This window comes from Streptomyces sp. NPDC051133 (assembly GCF_040682635.1).
Classification (GTDB): Bacteria; Actinomycetota; Actinomycetes; order Streptomycetales; family Streptomycetaceae; genus Streptomyces.
In genome coordinates, this window is record NZ_JBFBBK010000016.1 from 39,144 (window position 1) to 57,402 (window position 18,259).

Sequence of the window (18,259 nt, forward strand, 5' to 3'; positions counted from 1 at the left end):
CGGAACGGGTGGTTACGCTCATTGGCATGAAAAAGAGCGTGCTGACCCGCTACCGCGTCATGGCCTACACCACCGGTGTCCTGCTGGTGCTGCTGTGCCTGAGCATGATCGCGAAGTACGGGCTCCACATCGACGGCGCCGCGGACTTCACCCGGGTCGTCGCCATCGCCCACGGCTGGCTCTACGTGATCTACCTGGTCTTCGCCTTCGACCTGGGATCCAAGGCGAAGTGGCCGGTCGGCAAGCAGCTGTGGGTGCTGCTCGCGGGCACGATCCCGACCGCAGCCTTCTTCGTCGAGCGGAAGATCAGCCACGAGCTGGACGCCAGGGCCGCCGGCCAGGCCCCGGCCGTCGCCGAGGTCTGAGGTTTTACCGCCGTACGGATGCCGTACGGCGGTCCGCCATCGACATTTACTAGGACGTCCAAGTAAATTCGAGGGTATGGACGCTCACGCCATCGACGAGGGCCGCCGCCGCTGGCAGGCCCGCTACGACGCCGCGCGCAAGCGCGACGCAGACTTCACCACGCTCTCCGGCGATCCCGTGGAGCCGGTGTACGGGCCCCGGCCGGGTGACACGTACGAGGGATTCGAGCGGATCGGCTGGCCCGGGGAGTACCCCTACACGCGCGGGCTCCATCCGACCGGATACCGCGGGCGCACCTGGACCATCCGCCAGTTCGCCGGGTTCGGCAACGCCGAGCAGACCAACGAGCGGTACAAGATGATCCTCGCCGCCGGCGGCGGGGGTCTGTCCGTGGCCTTCGACATGCCGACGCTGATGGGCCGCGACTCCGACGACCCGCGCTCGCTCGGCGAGGTCGGCCACTGCGGTGTCGCCATCGACTCGGCCGCCGACATGGAGGTCCTGTTCAAGGACATCCCGCTCGGCGACGTCACCACCTCCATGACCATCAGCGGGCCCGCCGTCCCCGTCTTCTGCATGTACCTGGTCGCCGCCGAGCGGCAGGGCGTGGACCCCTCGGTCCTCAACGGCACGCTCCAGACCGACATCTTCAAGGAGTACATCGCCCAGAAGGAGTGGCTCTTCCAGCCCGAGCCGCACCTGCGCCTGATCGGCGACCTGATGGAGTACTGCGCGGCCGGCATCCCCGCGTACAAGCCGCTGTCCGTCTCCGGCTACCACATCCGGGAGGCCGGCTCGACGGCCGCGCAGGAGCTGGCGTACACGCTGGCGGACGGCTTCGGCTATGTGGAGCTGGGGCTCTCGCGCGGGCTCGACGTGAACGTCTTCGCGCCCGGCCTCTCCTTCTTCTTCGACGCGCACCTCGACTTCTTCGAGGAGATCGCCAAGTTCCGGGCGGCCCGCAGGATCTGGGCCCGCTGGATGCGGGACGTCTACGGCGCCACGTCCGACAAGGCGCAGTGGCTGCGCTTCCACACCCAGACCGCCGGTGTCTCGCTGACGGCCCAGCAGCCGTACAACAACGTGGTGCGTACGGCCGTGGAGGCGCTGGCCGCCGTGCTCGGCGGGACCAACTCGCTGCACACCAACGCCCTGGACGAGACCCTCGCGCTGCCCAGCGAGCAGGCCGCCGAGATCGCGCTGCGCACCCAGCAGGTGCTGATGGAGGAGACCGGGGTCGCCAACGTGGCCGACCCGCTGGGCGGCTCCTGGTACGTCGAGCAGCTGACCGACCGGATCGAGGCCGACGCGGAGAAGATCTTCGAGCAGATCAAGGAGCGGGGCCTGCGCGCGCACCCGGACGGGCAGCACCCGATCGGGCCGATCACCTCCGGGATCCTGCGCGGGATCGAGGACGGCTGGTTCACCGGCGAGATCGCCGAGTCCGCCTTCCGCTACCAGCAGGCGCTGGAGAAGGGCGAGAAGCGGGTCGTCGGCGTCAACGTGGCCACCGGCTCCGTCACCGGGGACCTGGAGATCCTGCGGGTCAGCCACGAGGTGGAGCGGGAGCAGGTCCGCGTCCTCGCCGAGCGCAGGACCGCCCGGGACGAGACGGCCGTGCGCACCGCGCTCGACGGCATGCTCGCCGCCGCCCGCGACGGCTCCAACATGATCGAGCCCATGCTGGACGCCGTACGCGCCGAGGCGACCCTGGGCGAGATCTGCGGGGTCCTGCGGGACGAGTGGGGCGTATACACGGAGCCCGCCGGCTTCTGAACACCCCCGCCCGCACCGGCCCCCGGGCGCGCCCCACGCCAAGCACCGGGCGCGCCCGCGCCGGCCATCGGGCCCGCCCGCGCCGACACGGGGTTCGCCCTGCACTGGGCATCGGGCGCGCTCGCGCTGGTCATCGGGCTCGCCCGTGACGGCACGGGGTTCGCCCCGCACTGGGCACCGGGCGCGCTCGCGTCGGCACCGGGTTCGCCCCGCACTGGGCATCGGGCGCGCCCGTATCGGATAGCGGGCACGCCTGGCGGGATTCGGGTTGGCCCCGTACCGCGTACCGGCGCGCCCGCATCGGGCATCGGACGCGCCCGCGCGGGGCATCCGGACTCGCTCGGTACTGGGCATCGGGCGCGCCCCGTCCTCGTCATTGAGCGTGCTCCGTACGGGGTATGGGGCTCGGCCGCGTCGGGTATCGGGTGCGTCCGCGCCGGGCACAGGGCGGGTCCGCGTCGTGTATCGGGTTCGCCCCGCACCGGGTGTCGGGCCCGCCCGCGCTGAGTATCGGGCTCACTCGGTACTGGGCATCGGGCGCGCCGGCTTCGGGCAGGGGGCTTGCACAGTGCGGGGCATCGGGTTCGCCCTGAACCGGGTGTCGGGCCCCCGTACCCGGCATCGGGCATCGGGCTCGCCCAGTGCTGATCACCAGGGCCGCCCCGCGCCCTGGCATCGGGCTCGCCCGGGTCGGGCGTCGGGGCCGGACCATGCCAGGCATCGGTGACGTGCGGTCCGACTACGGCTGTGTGCCGCCGAGTCCGCTCAGGAGGACCTCCGTGAAGCGGCGTACCCACTCCTCGTCCGCCGGCTGGCCGCTGACCAGGGTGCGGTGGACCACCGCGCCGGCGACCACGTCGAAGATGAGGTCGACCGTGCGGGCCGCCTCCTGCGGGTCGGGCTCGGGCGGCAGTTCGCCGCGCGACTGGGCCCGCGCCCTGCCCTCCAGAACGAGCCGTTTCTGACGCTCCACGACCGAGGCGCGGACGCGCTCGCGCAGGGCGTCGTCGCGGGTCGATTCGGCGACCACCGCCATCAGCCCGCTCTTGCACTCGGGCCGCGCCAGGATGGCGGCGAACTGCAGCACCACGCCCTCGATGTCGGCGCCGAGGCTGCCCCGGTCGGGGAGTTCCAGCTCGTCGAACAGCTCCGCCACCGCGTCCACGACCAGCTCGTTCTTCCCGGCCCAGCGGCGATACAGGGTCGTCTTCGCAACCCCGGCCCGCGTTGCCACGTCTCCCAGGGTGAGCTTGGACCAGCCCAGTTCCACCAGCGCCTGCCGCGTCGCGGCCAGGATCGCGGCGTCCGCGGCGGCGCTGCGCGGGCGCCCGGTACGGCTGGCGGGGGTGCGGCTCTGCATCCCTCGACCATAACCGGCGCAATCTGCGCCGTCGTGAGGGAGATCACCGGGAGGTGGTGTCGCGAGGGGTCCCGCTGGCATTACGCTACGAGTCGTAGCGAAAGCTCGTGAGGGACGTACACGGGCGGCGATCACGCGGCGCGGGTGGGGACCCGGCGCCCACACACGGAGCTTTTTCCTTCAGACGCGGGAACGGGGGAGGATAGACGCATGCAGCCACGGAACATGTCCATGAGCGGCGTCGTCGACCTCGCCGCGGTGAAGGCGGCCCAGGAGGCCAAGGCCAAGGCCGAGCAGACGCGCGCCGAAGCCGCCCGGCACGGCGGCGCGGGAGCAGTCTCCCCGGCCGATCTCGTCATCGACGTCGATGAGGCGGGCTTCGAGCGCGACGTCCTGCAGCGCTCCGCCGAAGTCCCGGTCGTCATCGACTTCTGGGCCGAGTGGTGTCAGCCCTGCAAGCAGCTGAGCCCGGTCCTGGAGCGGCTGGCCGTCGAGTACAACGGGCGCTTCCTCCTCGCCAAGATCGACGTCGACGCCAACCAGATGCTGATGCAGCAGTTCGGGGTGCAGGGCATCCCGGCGGTCTTCGCCGTCGTCGCGGGCCAGGCGCTGCCGCTGTTCCAGGGGGCGGCCGGCGAGCAGCAGATCCGGCAGACCCTGGACCAGCTGGTGCAGGTCGCCGAGGAGCGCTTCGGTCTGACCGGTCTGACCGTCGACCCGGACGCGCAGCCGGGCCAGGAGGCCGAACAGGCCCCGGTGGGCCCGTACGAGGCGCTCCTGAACGCCGCCGCCGAGGCGCTGGACGCCGGCGACCTGGGCGGCGCCGTCCAGGCCTACAAGAACGTGCTGGCCGACGACCCCGCCCACCCGGAGGCGAAGCTGGGCCTGGCGCAGGCCGAGTTGCTGGAGCGGGTGCAGGGCATGGACCCGCAGAAGGTGCGTCAGGAGGCGGCCGAGAAGCCGGCCGACGCCACGGCGCAGATCGCCGCCGCCGACCTGGACCTGGTGGGCGGTCATGTCGAGGACGCCTTCGGGCGTCTGATCGAAACCGTGCGGCGCACGGTGGGTGACGACCGGGACGCGGTGCGGCTGCGGCTGCTGGAGCTGTTCGAGGTCGTCGGATCCGAGGATCCGCGTGTGGTGGGGGCGCGCAGGGCCCTGGCACGCGCTCTGTTCTGACCAGTCGTTAAACGCCACGGCTTGTGATGCCGAGGTGAAAGATTTGCCGACGAGACGTCAGGGCGGTCGCGCTTTACCAAATCTTGGTAATCGCGGCTGCTGTTACTCCGAGTAAATCGAGGCCGTTGATCTGTCTGGTTTCGTCCAGGGATCAACGGCTTTGCTCTGCCCCTTGTTGCCACCCAGCGTCGCGCTCCGAGACCGGCGGGTCGTCGCTCGGTTATCCGGCCGTTACTAGCCAGTAACGAACCCCCTTGTGCCGGGCGCGAGAATGCACCACGATCGGCGACGCTCGGTCCATTCCCGCACCCCGACAGCCGGTCGGGTCACGGGAGACTCTGGGTCCCCACCGAGCAGAGCCGGCGGCAGTGGCGCCGTCTCTTGGGCAGGGGGGTCTTCGTCCACCCGGCGAAGCCTGTCCAGCAAGGTTGTGCGTGATGCGTGTCAGGCGCGACCAGTGGTTGTCGCTCGGGGGTGATCGCCGGTGATTCGGGCGCATTTCGCGCCTCCGAGTTCGGGCGCTCTCCTTCCCGAGGACGTAGCACTTCTCCCATCCCTGCCCGGCTGAGCCGCCGACTGGGGCGAGCCCGGGCCAGGAGATGTACGTCCGAGAAGGAGGAAATATGGAGTCCCAGGTGCGTGGCGGGACCAGATGGAAGCGGTTCGCTGTGGTCATGGTGCCCAGCGTGGCCGCCACGGCGTGCATAGGTGTCGCCCTCGCGCAGGGCGCTCTCGCCGCGTCGTTCAGCGTGTCGGGCCAGTCGTTCAAGGTCTCGGCCGACAAGCTCGTCGGTCAGGGCTTCGAGCAGTACGGCGCCATCGACAGCGGGTACACCATGAGCGGTCAGCAGACCGCCCACCCCGTCGCGGTGTCGGCCTTCAAGAAGGCCACGATCAACAACATGTGCCAGTCCGTCGTCACGCCGGACATTCCGGTGCTGGGGTCGGTCAGCCTGGTCCTGAAGGCCGGGGCGGACAAGCCGGTCGAGGCGGACAACCTCTACATCGACGTCGCCGACCTGAACGCCGACGCCACCTTCAACAACATCGACATCGGTGTGGCCGGCAAGGACGCCTCCAAGGGTCCCGGCATGAAGGGTGGCAAGGAGCAGGCCAACCCGTACGGCTTCGCCCAGCAGGCTGACTCGGCCACGCTGACCGATGTGAAGCAGACGGCCTGGGCGACCACGGCCGGTACCTTCAAGCTCAGCGGACTTCACATGTCGCTGCAGACGGGTACGCACGAGTGCTACTAGGCACTCGCTGACGGGCGGGGGAGCCGGTGGCGCCCCCGCCCGTCCATACTCCGGCCGCATTTCACAGGCGGCACACATCACCACCACAGCAACGCCGCACCAGGGAGCTTTCCATGAGCGCCGAGATCTCTGCCGCCGCACCCGGCCAGTTCACCCGCCGGAGGCAGCAGTTCCGCGCCTGGCGGGGCACGCGTCCGTTCTGGGCCGGTCTCTTCGTCTTGCTCGGCGGCTTTCCGATCATGTATTTCCCGTACGCCCACCTCCAGCTCGGGCATCTGACGCTGGCGATGTCGACGACCGCGGGAGCCGGATCCCTGATCATCGGCGTGCTGCTCATCGTCCTGGGCATCAGCCTCTGGTTCCAGAAGCACGTACGGGTCTTCGCCGGCGTCGCCGCGATCCTGCTGGCGCTGGTGTCCATCCCCGTGTCCAACTTCGGCGGCTTCGTCGTGGGCTTTCTCCTCGCCCTCATCGGCGGAGCGATGGCCGTGGCCTGGGCGCCGGGCGCGTCTTCCCAGCCGCAGCCGCCGGCCGGGGCCGCACCGGGCGAGGGTGGTGCTCCCGCGACCGTCCCGCTGCCCCCTCAGGGCACGGACCCGGTGAGCAAGAACGACCTGTCAGGAACGAGCCCGGCCAACGGGGCGAACGGGAGGCACAGTGCCGGCTGACGAGGTGACCTGCGGGACCGAGGTGGACGAGTCCCGTACGAGAACCGGGCCCCGCCACGCGGCACCCAGAAAGCCGCTGTTCACCAGGTTCCACATGCCGGCCGGCAAGGCGATCGCCTCCGTGGCGATGCCGACCGCGGTCCTCATGGGCATGGGCTTCACGTCCACGCTCGCCCTCGCCGACAGCGGCGGCAGCCCGTCGCCGTCGACGACGGCCAAGAGCCTGACGGCCGACGAGTACAAGGACTGCGTCAAGGCGCTGGACGGCTCCAAGGACGCCTCGGCCTCGCCGTCGCCGTCCGCCTCGGAGAGCAAGGGCGACACCGCCACGCCGACCCCGTCGGCGAGCGACGGCTCCAAGAGCGGCCAGGACGGCAAGGGTTCGGACACGGCCCCTTCGCCGGATTCAGGTTCCGGCGACACGGCCACTCCGAAGCCGACCGCGACCTCCGGCTCGGGCTCCGGCTCGTCCGACTCGGGTGCGGGCTCCGGGGACACGGCCGCGCCCTCGCCGTCCGCGTCCGAGAGCAGCAAGAGCGGCGGCCTGCTGGACACCATCGGCGACACGCTCGGCGGCGTCCTCGGCGGCGGCAAGGACTCCGGCACCTCGTCCGCGAGCCCGGCGCCCTCCGCGTCCCCGTCGGCGAGCGCGTCCCCGGACTCCCCGACGTCCGCGTCGTCGTCCGGGTCCACGGTGTCCGACACCGTCAAGGACACGGTGTCGAAGGCCGGAAAGACGGTCTCGGACACGGTGAAGAACACCACCGACACGGTGTCCAAGACGGTCGACGACACCGCGAAGGCGGCCGGGGACGCGGCCGGCTCGGTCACGCCGAGCCCCTCCGCGAGTTCGTCCACCGCCCCGGACGACTGCCCGGCGGCCACGGACGACGTGAGCGGCGTCGACAACAAGGTGCCGGTGGCGGACGATCCGTGGTACCTGAACGCCAGCTCCCTGCTGCTCAAGGGCGCCGACTACCAGGGCATCGTCGAGGTGAAGACGGCCAGCGGCACCACCAAGAAGGTGCTGAAGTACGTCATCTCCGGCGGCACGGACATCGGCGACCTGCACCAGACGGTGAACGACAAGCAGTCCGGGAAGACCTACCACGTGCAGGCGTCCAAGGGCTCGACGTCCACCATCCGCGGCGGCGACACCGTGATGTACACGGAGAGCATCTCGGGCAACCTGCTCGGACTGATCCCGGTCACGTTCAGCCCCGACAGCCCGCCCCCGCTGAACATCCCGCTGATCTACTTCACCAACGTGAAGGTGACCCAGGCGGCCCAGTTCGGCGGCAACCTGCACGTGCCCGGCATGCACGTGTACACGACCGGCTGACCGGTCCCACAGACCCGTCCGGGAGCCGCACACAGCTGAGGGCGCCCCCTGTCGCAGGGGGCGCCCTCAGCGCCGTACAACGCCCTTACGGGGCGTGTCAGTTGCCCTGGGTGCCGAGGTGGTGGACCCGGAGCATGTTGGTGGTGCCGGGGACGCCGGGGGGCGAGCCGGCGGTGATGATGACCGTGTCGCCCGCGTCGAAGCGGCCCAGCCGGGCGATCTCCTGGTCCACCAGGTCGACCATCTCGTCGGTCGTGTTCACGAACGGCACGATGTGCGACTCCACGCCCCAGCTCAGGGTGAGCTGGTTGCGGGTGGACTCGTCCGTGGTGAAGGCGATGATCGGCTGGGTCGCGCGGTAGCGGGACAGGCGGCGCGCGGTGTCACCGGACTGCGTGAAGGCGATCAGGCCCCGGCCGCCGAGGAAGTCGGCGATCTCGCAGGCCGCGCGGGCCACCGAACCGCCCTGGGTGCGCGGCTTCTTGCCCGGCACCAGCGGCTGCAGGCCCTTGGAGAGCAGCTCCTGCTCGGCCGCGGTGACGATCTTCGACATGGTCTTGACCGTCTCGACCGGGTAGGCGCCGACCGAGGACTCGGCGGACAGCATGACCGCGTCGGCGCCGTCCAGGATCGCGTTGGCCACGTCGGAGGCCTCGGCGCGGGTCGGACGGGAGTTGGTGATCATCGACTCCATCATCTGGGTCGCCACGATCACCGGCTTGGCGTTGCGCCGGCACAGCTCGATCAGGCGCTTCTGCACCATGGGGACCTTCTCGAGCGGGTACTCGACGGCGAGGTCGCCACGGGCCACCATCACGGCGTCGAACGCCGCGACGACGTCCTCCATGTTCTCCACCGCCTGCGGCTTCTCCACCTTGGCGATGACCGGGACCCGGCGCCCCTCCTCGTCCATGACGCGGTGGACGTCGGCGACGTCCTTGGCGTCCCGGACGAAGGACAGGGCGACCATGTCGCAGCCCATGCGGAGCGCGAAGCGCAGGTCCTCGACGTCCTTCTCGCTCAGCGCGGGCACGTTGACGGCCGCGCCGGGCAGGTTGATGCCCTTGTGGTCGGAGACGACACCGCCCTCGATGACGATCGTCTTCACCCGCGGGCCCTCGACGTCCAGGACCTTCAGCTCGACGTTGCCGTCGTTGATGAGCACCTGGTCGCCGCGCGAGACGTCGCCCGGCAGCCCCTTGTACGTCGTACCGCAGATCTGCTTGTCGCCCGGCACGTCCTCGGTCGTGATGACGAACTCGTCACCGCGCTCGAGCTCCACCGGGCCCTCGGCGAAGGTCTCCAGGCGGATCTTCGGGCCCTGCAGGTCGGCGAGGACACCGATGGGCCGGCCGGTCTCCTTGGACGCGGCACGGACGCGGTCGTACCGCGCCTGGTGCTCGGCGTGGGAGCCGTGGCTGAAGTTGAACCGGGCCACGTTCATGCCCGCCTCGATCATGGCGACGAGCTTCTCGTGGGTGTCGACCGCGGGGCCGAGAGTACAGACGATTTTCGAACGGCGCATGGGGCGATCCTATCGGTTTGTTTCGCTACGGAATATTCCGTCTGGCGGAAGATACAAATGAGTGCCGCACCGCTCAGGTGCTGCTATTCAGTTGTTCTTTCCGACCAGTGCGTAGGTCTGCGTGGCGATCTCCAGTTCTTCATCCGTCGGCACCACCGCCACCGCCACCCGCGCGGACACCGGCGAGATCAGCCGGGGCTCGCCGCTGTGCACCGCATTCCGCTCCGGGTCGACCGCGAGGCCCAGCGTCTCCAGGCCCGCGACCGCCGCTTCCCGCACGGGCGCCGCGTTCTCGCCGACCCCGGCGGTGAAGGCGACCGCGTCGACCTTCCCGAGGACGGCGTAATAGGCGCCGATGTACTTCCGCAGCCGGTGAATGTAAATGTCGAAGGCGAGAGCGGCCTCTTCGTCGCCCTCGTCGATCCGGCGGCGGATCTCCCGCATGTCGTTGTCCCCGCACAGACCGAACAGACCGCTCCTCTTGTTGAGAAGAGTGTCGATCTCGTCCATGGACATTCCGCCAACTCGTGCCAAATGGAAGATGACGGCCGGATCCAGGTCACCGGATCGCGTACCCATCACGAGCCCCTCCAAAGGCGTCAGCCCCATGGAGGTGTCCACGCACCGGCCGCCTTGGACCGCGGACGCCGAGGCGCCGTTGCCCAGGTGCAGCACGATCACGTTGACCTCGGACGGGTCCTTGCCGAGCAGCCGTGCCGTCTCCCGGGAGACGTACGCGTGCGAGGTGCCGTGGAAGCCGTAGCGGCGGATGCGGTGCCGGTCGGCGATCTTCGGGTCGATCGCGTAGCGCGCCGCGGACTCCGGCATCGTCGTGTGGAACGCGGTGTCGAAGACGGCGACCTGGGGCAGGTCGGGGCGCAGGGCCCGGGCGGTGCGGATGCCGGTGAGGTTGGCCGGGTTGTGCAGCGGGGCGACCGGGATCAGCCGCTCGACCTCGGAGAGTACCTCGTCGTCGATGACGGTGGGCTCGGTGAAGAACATCCCGCCGTGCACCACCCGGTGACCGATCGCGGCCAGCTCCGGCGAGTCCAGGCCCAGCCCGTCCCGGCTCAGCTCCTCGGCGACCGCCTTGAGCGCGGCGTCGTGGTCGGCGATCGGGCCGGTGTGCTCCCGGGTGTCGCCGGAGGCGAGGCAGGTGTGCTTGAGCCGGGAGGTCTGCTCGCCGATGCGCTCCACCAGGCCGACCGCGAGCCGGCTCCGGTCGCTCATGTCGAGCAGCTGGTACTTCACCGACGAGGAGCCGGAGTTGAGGACGAGGACGCGGTTCGCCGCGCGAGTCTTGGCCACGGTGTTCGAAAGCTCTCTGTGCGACGTCAGTTGGCGGGCGTCTGGGCCTGGATCGCCGTGATGGCGACGGTGTTGACGATGTCCTGGACGAGCGCGCCCCGGGACAGGTCGTTGACCGGCTTGCGCAGCCCCTGCAGGACCGGTCCGACGGCGATCGCGCCCGCCGAGCGCTGCACGGCCTTGTAGGTGTTGTTGCCGGTGTTGAGGTCGGGGAAGATCAGCACGCTGGCCTGGCCGGCGACCTCGGAGCCGGGCAGCTTGGTGGCGGCGACGGACGGCTCCACGGCCGCGTCGTACTGGATCGGCCCCTCGATCTTCAGGTCGGTCCGGCGGGCGCGCGCCAGCTCGGTGGCCTCGCGCACCTTCTCGACGTCGGCGCCCGAGCCGGACGTGCCCGTGAAGTACGACAGCATCGCGATCCGCGGCTCCACCCCGAACTGCGCCGCCGTACCGGCCGACTGGACGGCGATGTCGGCGAGCGCCTGCGCGTCCGGGTCGGGGTTGACCGCGCAGTCGCCGTAGACCAGCACCTTGTCGGCCAGGCACATGAAGAACACCGACGAGACGATCGAGGAGTCCGGCCGGGTCTTGATGATCTCGAAGGCCGGGCGGATGGTGGCCGCCGTGGAGTGCACCGACCCGGAGACCATGCCGTCGGCCAGGCCCTCCTCGACCATCAGGGTGCCGAAGTAGTTGACGTCGCAGACGACGTCGTAGGCCAGCTCGACCGTGACGCCCTTGTGGGCCCGCAGCCGGGCGTACTTCTCGGCGAAGGCGTCGCGCAGCTCGGAGGTGGCCGGGTCGATCAGCCGGGTGTCGCCGAGGTCGATGCCGAGGTCCGCGGCCTTCTTGCGGATCTGGTCCTCGGGCCCGAGCAGGGTCAGGTCGCACACGCCCCGGCGCAGCAGCACCTCGGCCGCGTGCAGCACGCGTTCCTCGGTGCCCTCCGGCAGGACGACCCGGCGCTTGTCGGAGCGGGCCTGCTCCAGCAGCTTGTGCTCGAACATCATCGGGGTGACCCGGTCGCTGCTCGGCGCCGAGACCCGGCGGGCCAGGTCGGCGGTGTCCGCGTACCGCTCGAACAGGCCGAGCGCGGTCTCCGCCTTGCGCGGGGTGGCCGCGTTCAGCTTGCCCTCCAGGGAGAACAGCCGCTCGGCGGTGGGGAAGCTGTTGCCGGTCACGGAGAGGACCGGGGTGCCCGGGGCGAGGCGGGCGGCGAGGGTGAGGATCTCGTCGCTCGGCACCTCGTTCAGGGTGAGCAGCACACCGGCTATCGGCGGGGTGCCGGCGCTGTGCGCGGCCAGCGAGCCGACGACCAGGTCGGCGCGGTCGCCCGGCGTGATGACCAGACAGCCCGGGGTCAGGGCGCCGAGGAGGTTCGGCAGCATGGCACCGCCGAAGACGAAGCCGAGGGCGTCCCGGGCGAGCCCGGAGTCGTCACCGAGCAGCACCTTGGCATCGAGGGCCTGGGCGATCTGGGCGACCGTGGGCGCGGACAGCGCGGGTTCGTCGGGCACGACGTAGCAGGGGACCGGCAGCCGGGAGGCGGCCTTCTCGGCGATCTCGTCGCGGTCCTCGCGGTCCACGCGGTTGGCGACCATGGCGAGCACGTCGCAGCCGAGGCCGTCGTAGGCGCGGTAGGCGTTGCGGGTCTCGGCGAGCACGGACTCGGTGGTCTGCCCGCGGCCGCCGACCACCGGGATCACGGAGGCGGCGAACTCGTTGGCGAGGCGGGCGTTCAGGGACAGCTCGTCCGGCAGCTGGGTGGCGGCGAAGTCGGTGCCGAGGACCAGGACGACGTCGTAGTCCCGGGCGACCAGGTGGAAGCGGTCGACCAGCGTGGAGACCAGCTCGTCGGTGCCCTGCTCGGCCTGGAGCGCGGACGCCTCGTGGTAGTCCATGCCGTAGACGGTCGCGGGGTCCTGGGAGAGGCGGTAACGCGCCCGCAGCAACTCGAACAGGCGATCGGGTCCGTCGTGGACGAGCGGCCGGAAGACCCCCACCCGGTCGACCTGCCGGGTCAGGAGCTCCATGACCCCCAGCTCCACGACCTGGCGGCCGTCCCCGCGGTCGATCCCGGTCACGTACACGCTGCGCGTCACGTGTCCACTCCGTTCCTCATCGGCTTGGCATGAATCATGAATATCGCTTGGCATAAAAATCGCTCACCGAGGTGAGCAGAACCCTCTTGACAATACCCCTGGCTCCGGATAAAGCGCCCGTCAAGTGGCCCAGTGCCCCAGTGGACGTGAAACAATCGACACCGGCTCACCGGTACACGACAGCGAGCAGGAGACACAGCACGATGCGCATCGGAGTTCTCACCGCAGGCGGCGACTGCCCCGGCCTGAACGCCGTGATCCGGTCGGTCGTGCACCGCGCGGTGGCGCAGTACGGCGACGAGGTCATCGGCTTCGAGGACGGCTACCGGGGTCTGCTCGACCGCCACTACCGCACCCTCGACCTGGACGCCGTCAGCGGCATCCTGGCCCGCGGCGGCACCATCCTCGGCTCCTCCCGGCTGGAGCGCGACCGGCTGCGCGAGGCCTGCGAGGGGGCCGCCGACATGGTCGAGGAGTTCGGCATCGACGCGCTGATCCCGATCGGCGGCGAGGGCACCCTGACCGCGGCCCGGATGCTCTCCGACGCCGGCCTGCCGGTCGTCGGCGTGCCGAAGACGATCGACAACGACATCTCCTCCACCGACCGCACCTTCGGCTTCGACACCGCCGTGGGCGTCGCGACCGAGGCGATGGACCGCCTGAAGACCACGGCCGAGTCCCACCAGCGGGTGATGGTCGTCGAGGTCATGGGCCGGCACGCCGGCTGGATCGCCCTGGAGTCCGGCATGGCCGCCGGCGCCCACGGCATCTGCCTGCCCGAGCGCCCCTTCGACCCCGCCGACCTGGTGAAGATGGTCGAGGAGCGCTTCGCCCGCGGCAAGAAGTTCGCCGTCATCTGCGTCGCCGAGGGCGCCCACCCCGCCGAGGGCTCGATGGACTACGGCAAGGGCGAGATCGACCAGTACGGCCACGAGCGCTTCCAGGGCATCGGCACCGCGCTCGCCTACGAGCTGGAGCGGCGCCTGGGCAAGGAGGCCAAGCCGGTCATCCTCGGCCACGTCCAGCGCGGCGGCGTACCCACCGCCTACGACCGCGTCCTCGCCACCCGCTTCGGCTGGCACGCCGTCGAGGCCGCGCACCGCGGCGAGTTCGGCAGGATGACCGCGCTTCGCGGCACCGACATCGTGATGGTGCCGCTCGCCGAGGCGGTCACCGAGCTGAAGACGGTGCCGAAGGACCGGATGGACGAGGCGGAGTCGGTCTTCTAGGGTCCCGTCGTTCGGCGACACGACCCGGAGCCGGGCAGGGCCCAGGACCGGGCAGGGCCCAGGACCGGGCAGGGCCCAGGACCGGGCAGGGCCCAGGACCGGCCGCCGGCCGGGCCGGGCGCTACGGCGTGCGCTGTTCGATCCGGTCCCAGAAGTCCTCCACGATCTGCCCCAGGAACTCGCGGCCGGCGTCGCTGGAGGCGGTGGCCGCGCTGTTCCCGCCCCAGCTGAGGCTCGCCACCATCTGGCCCTGGTAGTCCTGGTGCAGTTCCTGGAGCACCTCCTCCAGGCGCTCCCGCGGCACCGGGGCGATCTTCCCGACCGGCCGGACGTAGGCCTGCCAGCGCGTGGTGACCGCACTGCGCAGCAGCTCGGCGAGCTTCTCCTCGCGGCCCGTGACGGCGACGAAGTCGGGCAGCGACAGGTCGAGGATCTCCGCGAGCGCGGCGGCCTGGCGGTCGTTGCCGCGCCAGTTGCCGCTCTCCTCCATGCGCAGGTACGAGCGCAGGTCGAGTCCGACGGTACGGGCGACGTCCTCGGGCGCGAGCGCACGGGCGATGCGGTGCTCGCGCAGCGTCCGCGGCCGGCCGATGAGTTCGCCCGCGGAACACCACAGCACGCCCGCGAGCGCGGTGAGTTCGGGGTTGCTCGGGGCGACGGTGCCGCGTTCCCAGGCGGTCACGAGATCGGGGGTGACGTACGGCAGCCCGTACGAGGCACGCATGCCGTAGGCGACGTGCTCGGGCCCCATGCCGAGCCCGGCACGGATTCTGCGGGCGGCGGGGGCGTTGAACGGGGGAGCCGAGGGGTTCGGCTGGGGAGAGGGTGGGCGCACCCGGCACAACGTAGGGGTGTCCGGGGTCGATGACTACGGTCCGTTCGAACGAGATCACGGATCGTAGATTCGTACGTCTTGATCCCACGCCGCCCGGTGGCACTGGGTGTCACCCCTGTCACCTGGGGTTACCCCACGTTACCCCTTCACCGCCCCGCCGAGGGCGAAACCGCCGCCCAGTCTGCGCGCCACCAGGACGTAGAGCAGGATCACGGGCGTGGAGTAGATGACGGAGAACGCGGCGAGCTGCCCGTACGCCACCATGCCCCGGTTGCCGAAGAAGTCGTTGATGCTGACCGAGGCCGGCATCTGGTCCGGGGTGAGCAGCAGCATGAAGGGCACGAAGAAGTTGCCCCACATCATCACGAACGAGAACACGGTGACGACGGCGAGCCCGGGCCCCATCAGCGGCAGCACGATCCGGACCAGGGACTGCAGCGAGGACGCCCCGTCCGTCCAGGCCGCCTCCTCCAGTTCCTTCGGCACCCCGTCCATGAAGTTCTTCATCAGCCAGATGGCGAAGGGCAGCTGGGAGGCGGCGAAGAAGAACACCGTCCCCTGCAGGGTGTCGATCAGGTTCACCCGGACGAACAGCGCGTACACGGGCACCATGATCGCCGTGATCGGCAGGCTCGTCGCGAACAGGATCGTCAGCAGGAACGGCCGGTTGAGCCGGGAGCGGTAGCGGGAGAGCGGATAGGCGGCGAGGGCGGCGCAGACCACCGTCAGCGCGGTGCCGCCGCCGCACAGGATCAGGCTGTTGAGCAGCGGGGTGTAGGTGATGTCCGGGGTCAGGATCGCGTGGAAGTTGTCCAGGGTGAGCCCGTCCGGGACCCTGACCCGCAGGCCGGCGTGCGCGTCCACGGACGACAGCACCACCCAGGCCAGCGGCAGCGCGAAGGCGGCGGCCACGACCAGCAGGGAGACATCGGCGGCGATCCGCCGGGCGGCACGCTTGCGGGGCATCGCCTGCGTCACACCTCCGTCCGCAGCAGTCGCAGATACACCACGGAGAACAGCGAGCCGACGACCAGCAGGAGCAGGGCGACCGCCGTGCCGTAGCCGATCATGCTGTTCTGGAAGGCCTGCTCGTACATGAACAGCGGCAGCGTCTGGCTCCTGTTCCCGGGGCCGCCCCGGGTCATCACCCAGATCAGCCCGAAGACGGAGAGCGTCTGCAGGGTGTTGAGCATGAGGTTGGTGCCGATGGAGCGCCGGATCATCGGCAGGGTGATGTGCCACATCCGCCGCCACCCGCCGGCCCCGTCCACCTCGGCGGCCTCCGTGATCTCGCTCGGTATCTCGTCCAGCGCGGCGGAGTACACGAGCATCGAGAACGCCGTACCGCGCCAGACGTTGGCGAAGGACACGGCGAGGACGGGCAGCGTGAACAGCCAGTTCTGGCGCGGCAGATGGAGCCAGTCCAGGATCGCGTTCAGCGTCCCCTCCCGCCGGAAGAACGCGTACAGCAGGAACCCGGCGACGACCTCCGGCAGCACCCACGCGGTGACGACGACGCCTGCGGTGACCGTGCGCACCGGTTTCGAGGCCCGCTTCATGAGCGCGGCCAGGACGAGCCCGAGGGTGTTCTGCCCGACGAGCGAGGACAGCACGGTGAACACCAGCGTCAGCCGGACGGCGTTCAGGAACGCGTCGTCGTGGAAGGCCCTGCGGAAGTTGGCGAAGCCCACGAAGGAGGAGTGGGCCTGGCCGGTCAGCTGCAGGTCGGTGAAGGCGATGTAGACGCAGTAGGCGATGGGGCCGGCGAGGAAGAGGAACAGCAGGACGAGGGCGGGGGAGAGGGGGAGGAGACGGGGAAGGGCGTGGGTGACCCGGCTCCGGCGCCTCACTTGTGGATCACTTGGTCGCCGGTGACGTCCTTGAGCGTGGAGTCGTAGCCGCTCGCCGCCTTCTGCGCCGACTCGTCGCCCGTCGTCACGCCTTCCATGGCCTCCTGGATCGCGGTCGAGACCTTCGGGTAGGCCGGGTACGCGGGCCGGTAGTGCGTGACGGACACCAGGTCGGTGAAGAACTTGATGCCCGGCTGGGCACCCACGTAGGCCGGGTCGGCGGCGACGTCCTTGCGCACGGCGATGCCGGAGTTGGCGATGTACCACTTGCGGGCGTTGTCCTTCGTCTGCATCGTCTTGATGAAGTCGAAGGCGAGGTCCGGGTTGCCGGCCTTGGCCGGGACGGACCAGGTCCAGCCGCCGGACATGCTCACCTTGCCCGGCGCCTGCCCGGCTTGCGTGGGCATGGAGGCGAGACCGAGCCGCGCGGACCAGTCCGGCCACTCGTGCCCGCTGCCCGGCAGCCAGTCCTGCGGCAGCCAGGAGCCGTCCAGGTCGATGCCGAGCTTGCCCTTCGGGAGCAGCTCACCACGGACGGCGGTGCTGAAGTTGGGGTCGAGGGCGTCGGAGACGTCCGGCCCGAGCTTCTCCTTGTAGACGGTCTCCACGAACCTCAGCGAGTCCGTGAACCCCTGACCGCCGGCGATCCACTTCTTGCTGCCGCTGTCGTACAGCGGGTCGCTCTTCCCGTCGCCGGTGCCGTACAGCAGCATCTCCAGGCCCTGCATGGCGGCGGCCTCGCCGGCGGGCTTGCCGGTGTAGACGTTGATCGGGGTGACGCCGGGCACCTTCCGCTTGATGGTGCGGGCGGCGGCGAGGATGTCGTCCCAGTTCTCCGGCTGCCAGTTCGGGGGCAGCCCGGCCTTCTTGAACACCCGCTTGTCGAACCACAGCCCGCGGGTGTCCGTCCCGTCGGGCACGCCGTACGTCTTCCCGTCCTGCCCCCGCGCCGCCGCCTTCGCGGTGTCGATGAACTGCCCCCAGTCCCGCCACTTGGCGAGATAGGGATCGAGCGGCTTCAAGTACCCGCTGGTGATGTCGGAGTTGATGAGGAAGGTGTCCTCGTAGACGAGGTCCGGCGCGGTCCTCGGCGACCTGAGCATCTGCTGCAGCTTGGTGTAGTACTCCGAGTCCGGTGCCTTGATGGGCACGAACTCCACCTTCTTGCCCGGGTACTTCTTCTCGAACTGCTTCTTGATGCCGGCGAGGTAGGTGTCCATGACCTTGACCGAGTTGTCGGTCGACTGCTTGAAGGACACCTTCAGCGTGTCGGGACTGCTGCCGGAACCCGAGCTGCACCCGGTGAGGGCGGTGGCGGCGAGGGCGGTGGCGAGGAGGGCGGAACAAGCGGCGGTGGGGCGCACGGGCATGACCTCCTGCGGGCGCACTTCTGCGTGGCCGGGTGGTTGCCGTGTGAAGGTAAGAGGAATGGTCTAGTCAGGTCAATGCGTGTGCGGGGATTG

Annotated in this window: 15 protein-coding genes; 7 read left to right on the forward strand and 8 right to left on the reverse strand. The window is 70.1% G+C overall.

What is annotated here, in order from left to right; translation table 11 throughout:
- Window positions 1-26 precede the first annotated feature (26 nt).
- Together AB0N17_RS18190 and AB0N17_RS18195 are read left to right on the forward strand one after the other, a co-directional pair.
- Window positions 27-365, forward strand: coding sequence for a DUF3817 domain-containing protein (locus AB0N17_RS18190; RefSeq protein WP_366012337.1), 339 nt, complete (start codon window positions 27-29; stop codon window positions 363-365).
- A 76-nt stretch (window positions 366-441) separates the two neighbouring features.
- A complete protein-coding gene (locus AB0N17_RS18195) occupies window positions 442-2,142 on the forward strand; it encodes a methylmalonyl-CoA mutase family protein (protein WP_366012338.1) in 1,701 nt (566 codons plus the stop codon).
- Window positions 2,143-2,881: 739 nt separating this feature from the next.
- Here AB0N17_RS18195 and AB0N17_RS18200 read toward each other — a convergent pair.
- Complete coding sequence (locus tag AB0N17_RS18200) at window positions 2,882-3,502, reverse strand: TetR/AcrR family transcriptional regulator (protein ID WP_366012339.1); 621 nt, start codon at window positions 3,500-3,502, stop codon at window positions 2,882-2,884.
- A 210-nt stretch (window positions 3,503-3,712) separates the two neighbouring features.
- Here AB0N17_RS18200 and AB0N17_RS18205 point away from each other — a divergent pair, with 210 nt between their 5' ends.
- The 4 genes from AB0N17_RS18205 (at window position 3,713) to AB0N17_RS18220 (ending at window position 7,947) form a co-directional block, all read left to right on the forward strand.
- Window positions 3,713-4,681 (forward strand): tetratricopeptide repeat protein, encoded by a 969-nt coding sequence (locus tag AB0N17_RS18205; RefSeq protein WP_366012340.1) that lies wholly within the window; start codon window positions 3,713-3,715, stop codon window positions 4,679-4,681.
- 623 nt (window positions 4,682-5,304) lie between these two features.
- A complete protein-coding gene (locus tag AB0N17_RS18210; protein WP_366012341.1) occupies window positions 5,305-5,937 on the forward strand; it encodes a DUF6230 family protein in 633 nt (210 codons plus the stop codon).
- A gap of 113 nt (window positions 5,938-6,050) precedes the next feature.
- On the forward strand, window positions 6,051-6,605 hold the full coding sequence (locus AB0N17_RS18215; protein WP_366012342.1) for a DUF6114 domain-containing protein: 555 nt from the start codon (window positions 6,051-6,053) through the stop codon (window positions 6,603-6,605).
- On the forward strand, window positions 6,595-7,947 hold the full coding sequence (locus AB0N17_RS18220) for a hypothetical protein (RefSeq protein WP_366012343.1): 1,353 nt from the start codon (window positions 6,595-6,597) through the stop codon (window positions 7,945-7,947). Before AB0N17_RS18215 ends, AB0N17_RS18220 begins: the two co-directional genes overlap by 11 nt.
- A gap of 97 nt (window positions 7,948-8,044) precedes the next feature.
- On the opposite strand, the gene pyk is transcribed toward AB0N17_RS18220, so the two are convergent.
- The 3 genes from pyk to pta form a co-directional block, all read right to left on the reverse strand.
- Window positions 8,045-9,472, reverse strand: a complete 1,428-nt coding sequence (gene pyk / locus AB0N17_RS18225; RefSeq protein ID WP_366012344.1) for a pyruvate kinase — start codon at window positions 9,470-9,472, stop codon at window positions 8,045-8,047.
- An 87-nt stretch (window positions 9,473-9,559) separates the two neighbouring features.
- A complete protein-coding gene (locus tag AB0N17_RS18230) occupies window positions 9,560-10,780 on the reverse strand; it encodes an acetate kinase (protein WP_366012346.1) in 1,221 nt (406 codons plus the stop codon).
- Window positions 10,781-10,806: 26 nt separating this feature from the next.
- Complete coding sequence (gene pta / locus AB0N17_RS18235) at window positions 10,807-12,882, reverse strand: phosphate acetyltransferase (protein ID WP_366012349.1); 2,076 nt, start codon at window positions 12,880-12,882, stop codon at window positions 10,807-10,809.
- A 203-nt stretch (window positions 12,883-13,085) separates the two neighbouring features.
- Between pta and AB0N17_RS18240 the strand changes: the two genes are divergently transcribed.
- Window positions 13,086-14,111, forward strand: a complete 1,026-nt coding sequence (locus tag AB0N17_RS18240; RefSeq protein WP_361477299.1) for an ATP-dependent 6-phosphofructokinase — start codon at window positions 13,086-13,088, stop codon at window positions 14,109-14,111.
- A gap of 121 nt (window positions 14,112-14,232) precedes the next feature.
- Here AB0N17_RS18240 and AB0N17_RS18245 read toward each other — a convergent pair whose 3' ends face one another.
- The 4 genes from AB0N17_RS18245 to AB0N17_RS18260 all read right to left on the reverse strand — a co-directional run bounded on the left by AB0N17_RS18245 (window position 14,233) and on the right by AB0N17_RS18260 (window position 18,166).
- Window positions 14,233-14,946 carry a helix-turn-helix transcriptional regulator gene (locus AB0N17_RS18245; protein ID WP_366012350.1) on the reverse strand — a complete coding sequence of 238 codons (714 nt, stop codon included), beginning with the start codon at window positions 14,944-14,946 and terminating at the stop codon, window positions 14,233-14,235.
- Window positions 14,947-15,084: 138 nt separating this feature from the next.
- Window positions 15,085-15,912, reverse strand: coding sequence for a carbohydrate ABC transporter permease (locus AB0N17_RS18250; protein ID WP_366012351.1), 828 nt, complete (start codon window positions 15,910-15,912; stop codon window positions 15,085-15,087).
- A gap of 8 nt (window positions 15,913-15,920) precedes the next feature.
- The gene (locus AB0N17_RS18255) at window positions 15,921-16,796 is read right to left on the reverse strand and encodes a sugar ABC transporter permease (RefSeq protein WP_366012352.1); all 876 of its coding nucleotides are present in this window, start codon (window positions 16,794-16,796) and stop codon (window positions 15,921-15,923) included.
- Entirely contained in the window at window positions 16,793-18,166 is a 1,374-nt protein-coding gene (locus AB0N17_RS18260) for an extracellular solute-binding protein (RefSeq protein ID WP_366012353.1), read from the reverse strand. Before AB0N17_RS18260 ends, AB0N17_RS18255 begins: the two co-directional genes overlap by 4 nt.
- Between the last annotated feature and the right edge of the window lie 93 nt (window positions 18,167-18,259).

What these genes read in the sequence shown, in the direction of transcription:
- AB0N17_RS18190 (WP_366012337.1), top strand. Translation starts at nt 27, where the DNA reads ATGAAAAAGAGCGTGCTGACCCGCTACCGCGTCATGGCCTACACCACC.
- AB0N17_RS18195 (WP_366012338.1), top strand. Translation starts at nt 442, where the DNA reads ATGGACGCTCACGCCATCGACGAGGGCCGCCGCCGCTGGCAGGCCCGC.
- AB0N17_RS18200 (WP_366012339.1), bottom strand. Translation starts at nt 3,502, where the DNA reads ATGCAGAGCCGCACCCCCGCCAGCCGTACCGGGCGCCCGCGCAGCGCC.
- AB0N17_RS18205 (WP_366012340.1), top strand. Translation starts at nt 3,713, where the DNA reads ATGCAGCCACGGAACATGTCCATGAGCGGCGTCGTCGACCTCGCCGCG.
- AB0N17_RS18210 (WP_366012341.1), top strand. Translation starts at nt 5,305, where the DNA reads ATGGAGTCCCAGGTGCGTGGCGGGACCAGATGGAAGCGGTTCGCTGTG.
- AB0N17_RS18215 (WP_366012342.1), top strand. Translation starts at nt 6,051, where the DNA reads ATGAGCGCCGAGATCTCTGCCGCCGCACCCGGCCAGTTCACCCGCCGG.
- pyk (WP_366012344.1), bottom strand. Translation starts at nt 9,472, where the DNA reads ATGCGCCGTTCGAAAATCGTCTGTACTCTCGGCCCCGCGGTCGACACC.
- AB0N17_RS18240 (WP_361477299.1), top strand. Translation starts at nt 13,086, where the DNA reads ATGCGCATCGGAGTTCTCACCGCAGGCGGCGACTGCCCCGGCCTGAAC.
- AB0N17_RS18250 (WP_366012351.1), bottom strand. Translation starts at nt 15,912, where the DNA reads ATGCCCCGCAAGCGTGCCGCCCGGCGGATCGCCGCCGATGTCTCCCTG.
- AB0N17_RS18260 (WP_366012353.1), bottom strand. Translation starts at nt 18,166, where the DNA reads ATGCCCGTGCGCCCCACCGCCGCTTGTTCCGCCCTCCTCGCCACCGCC.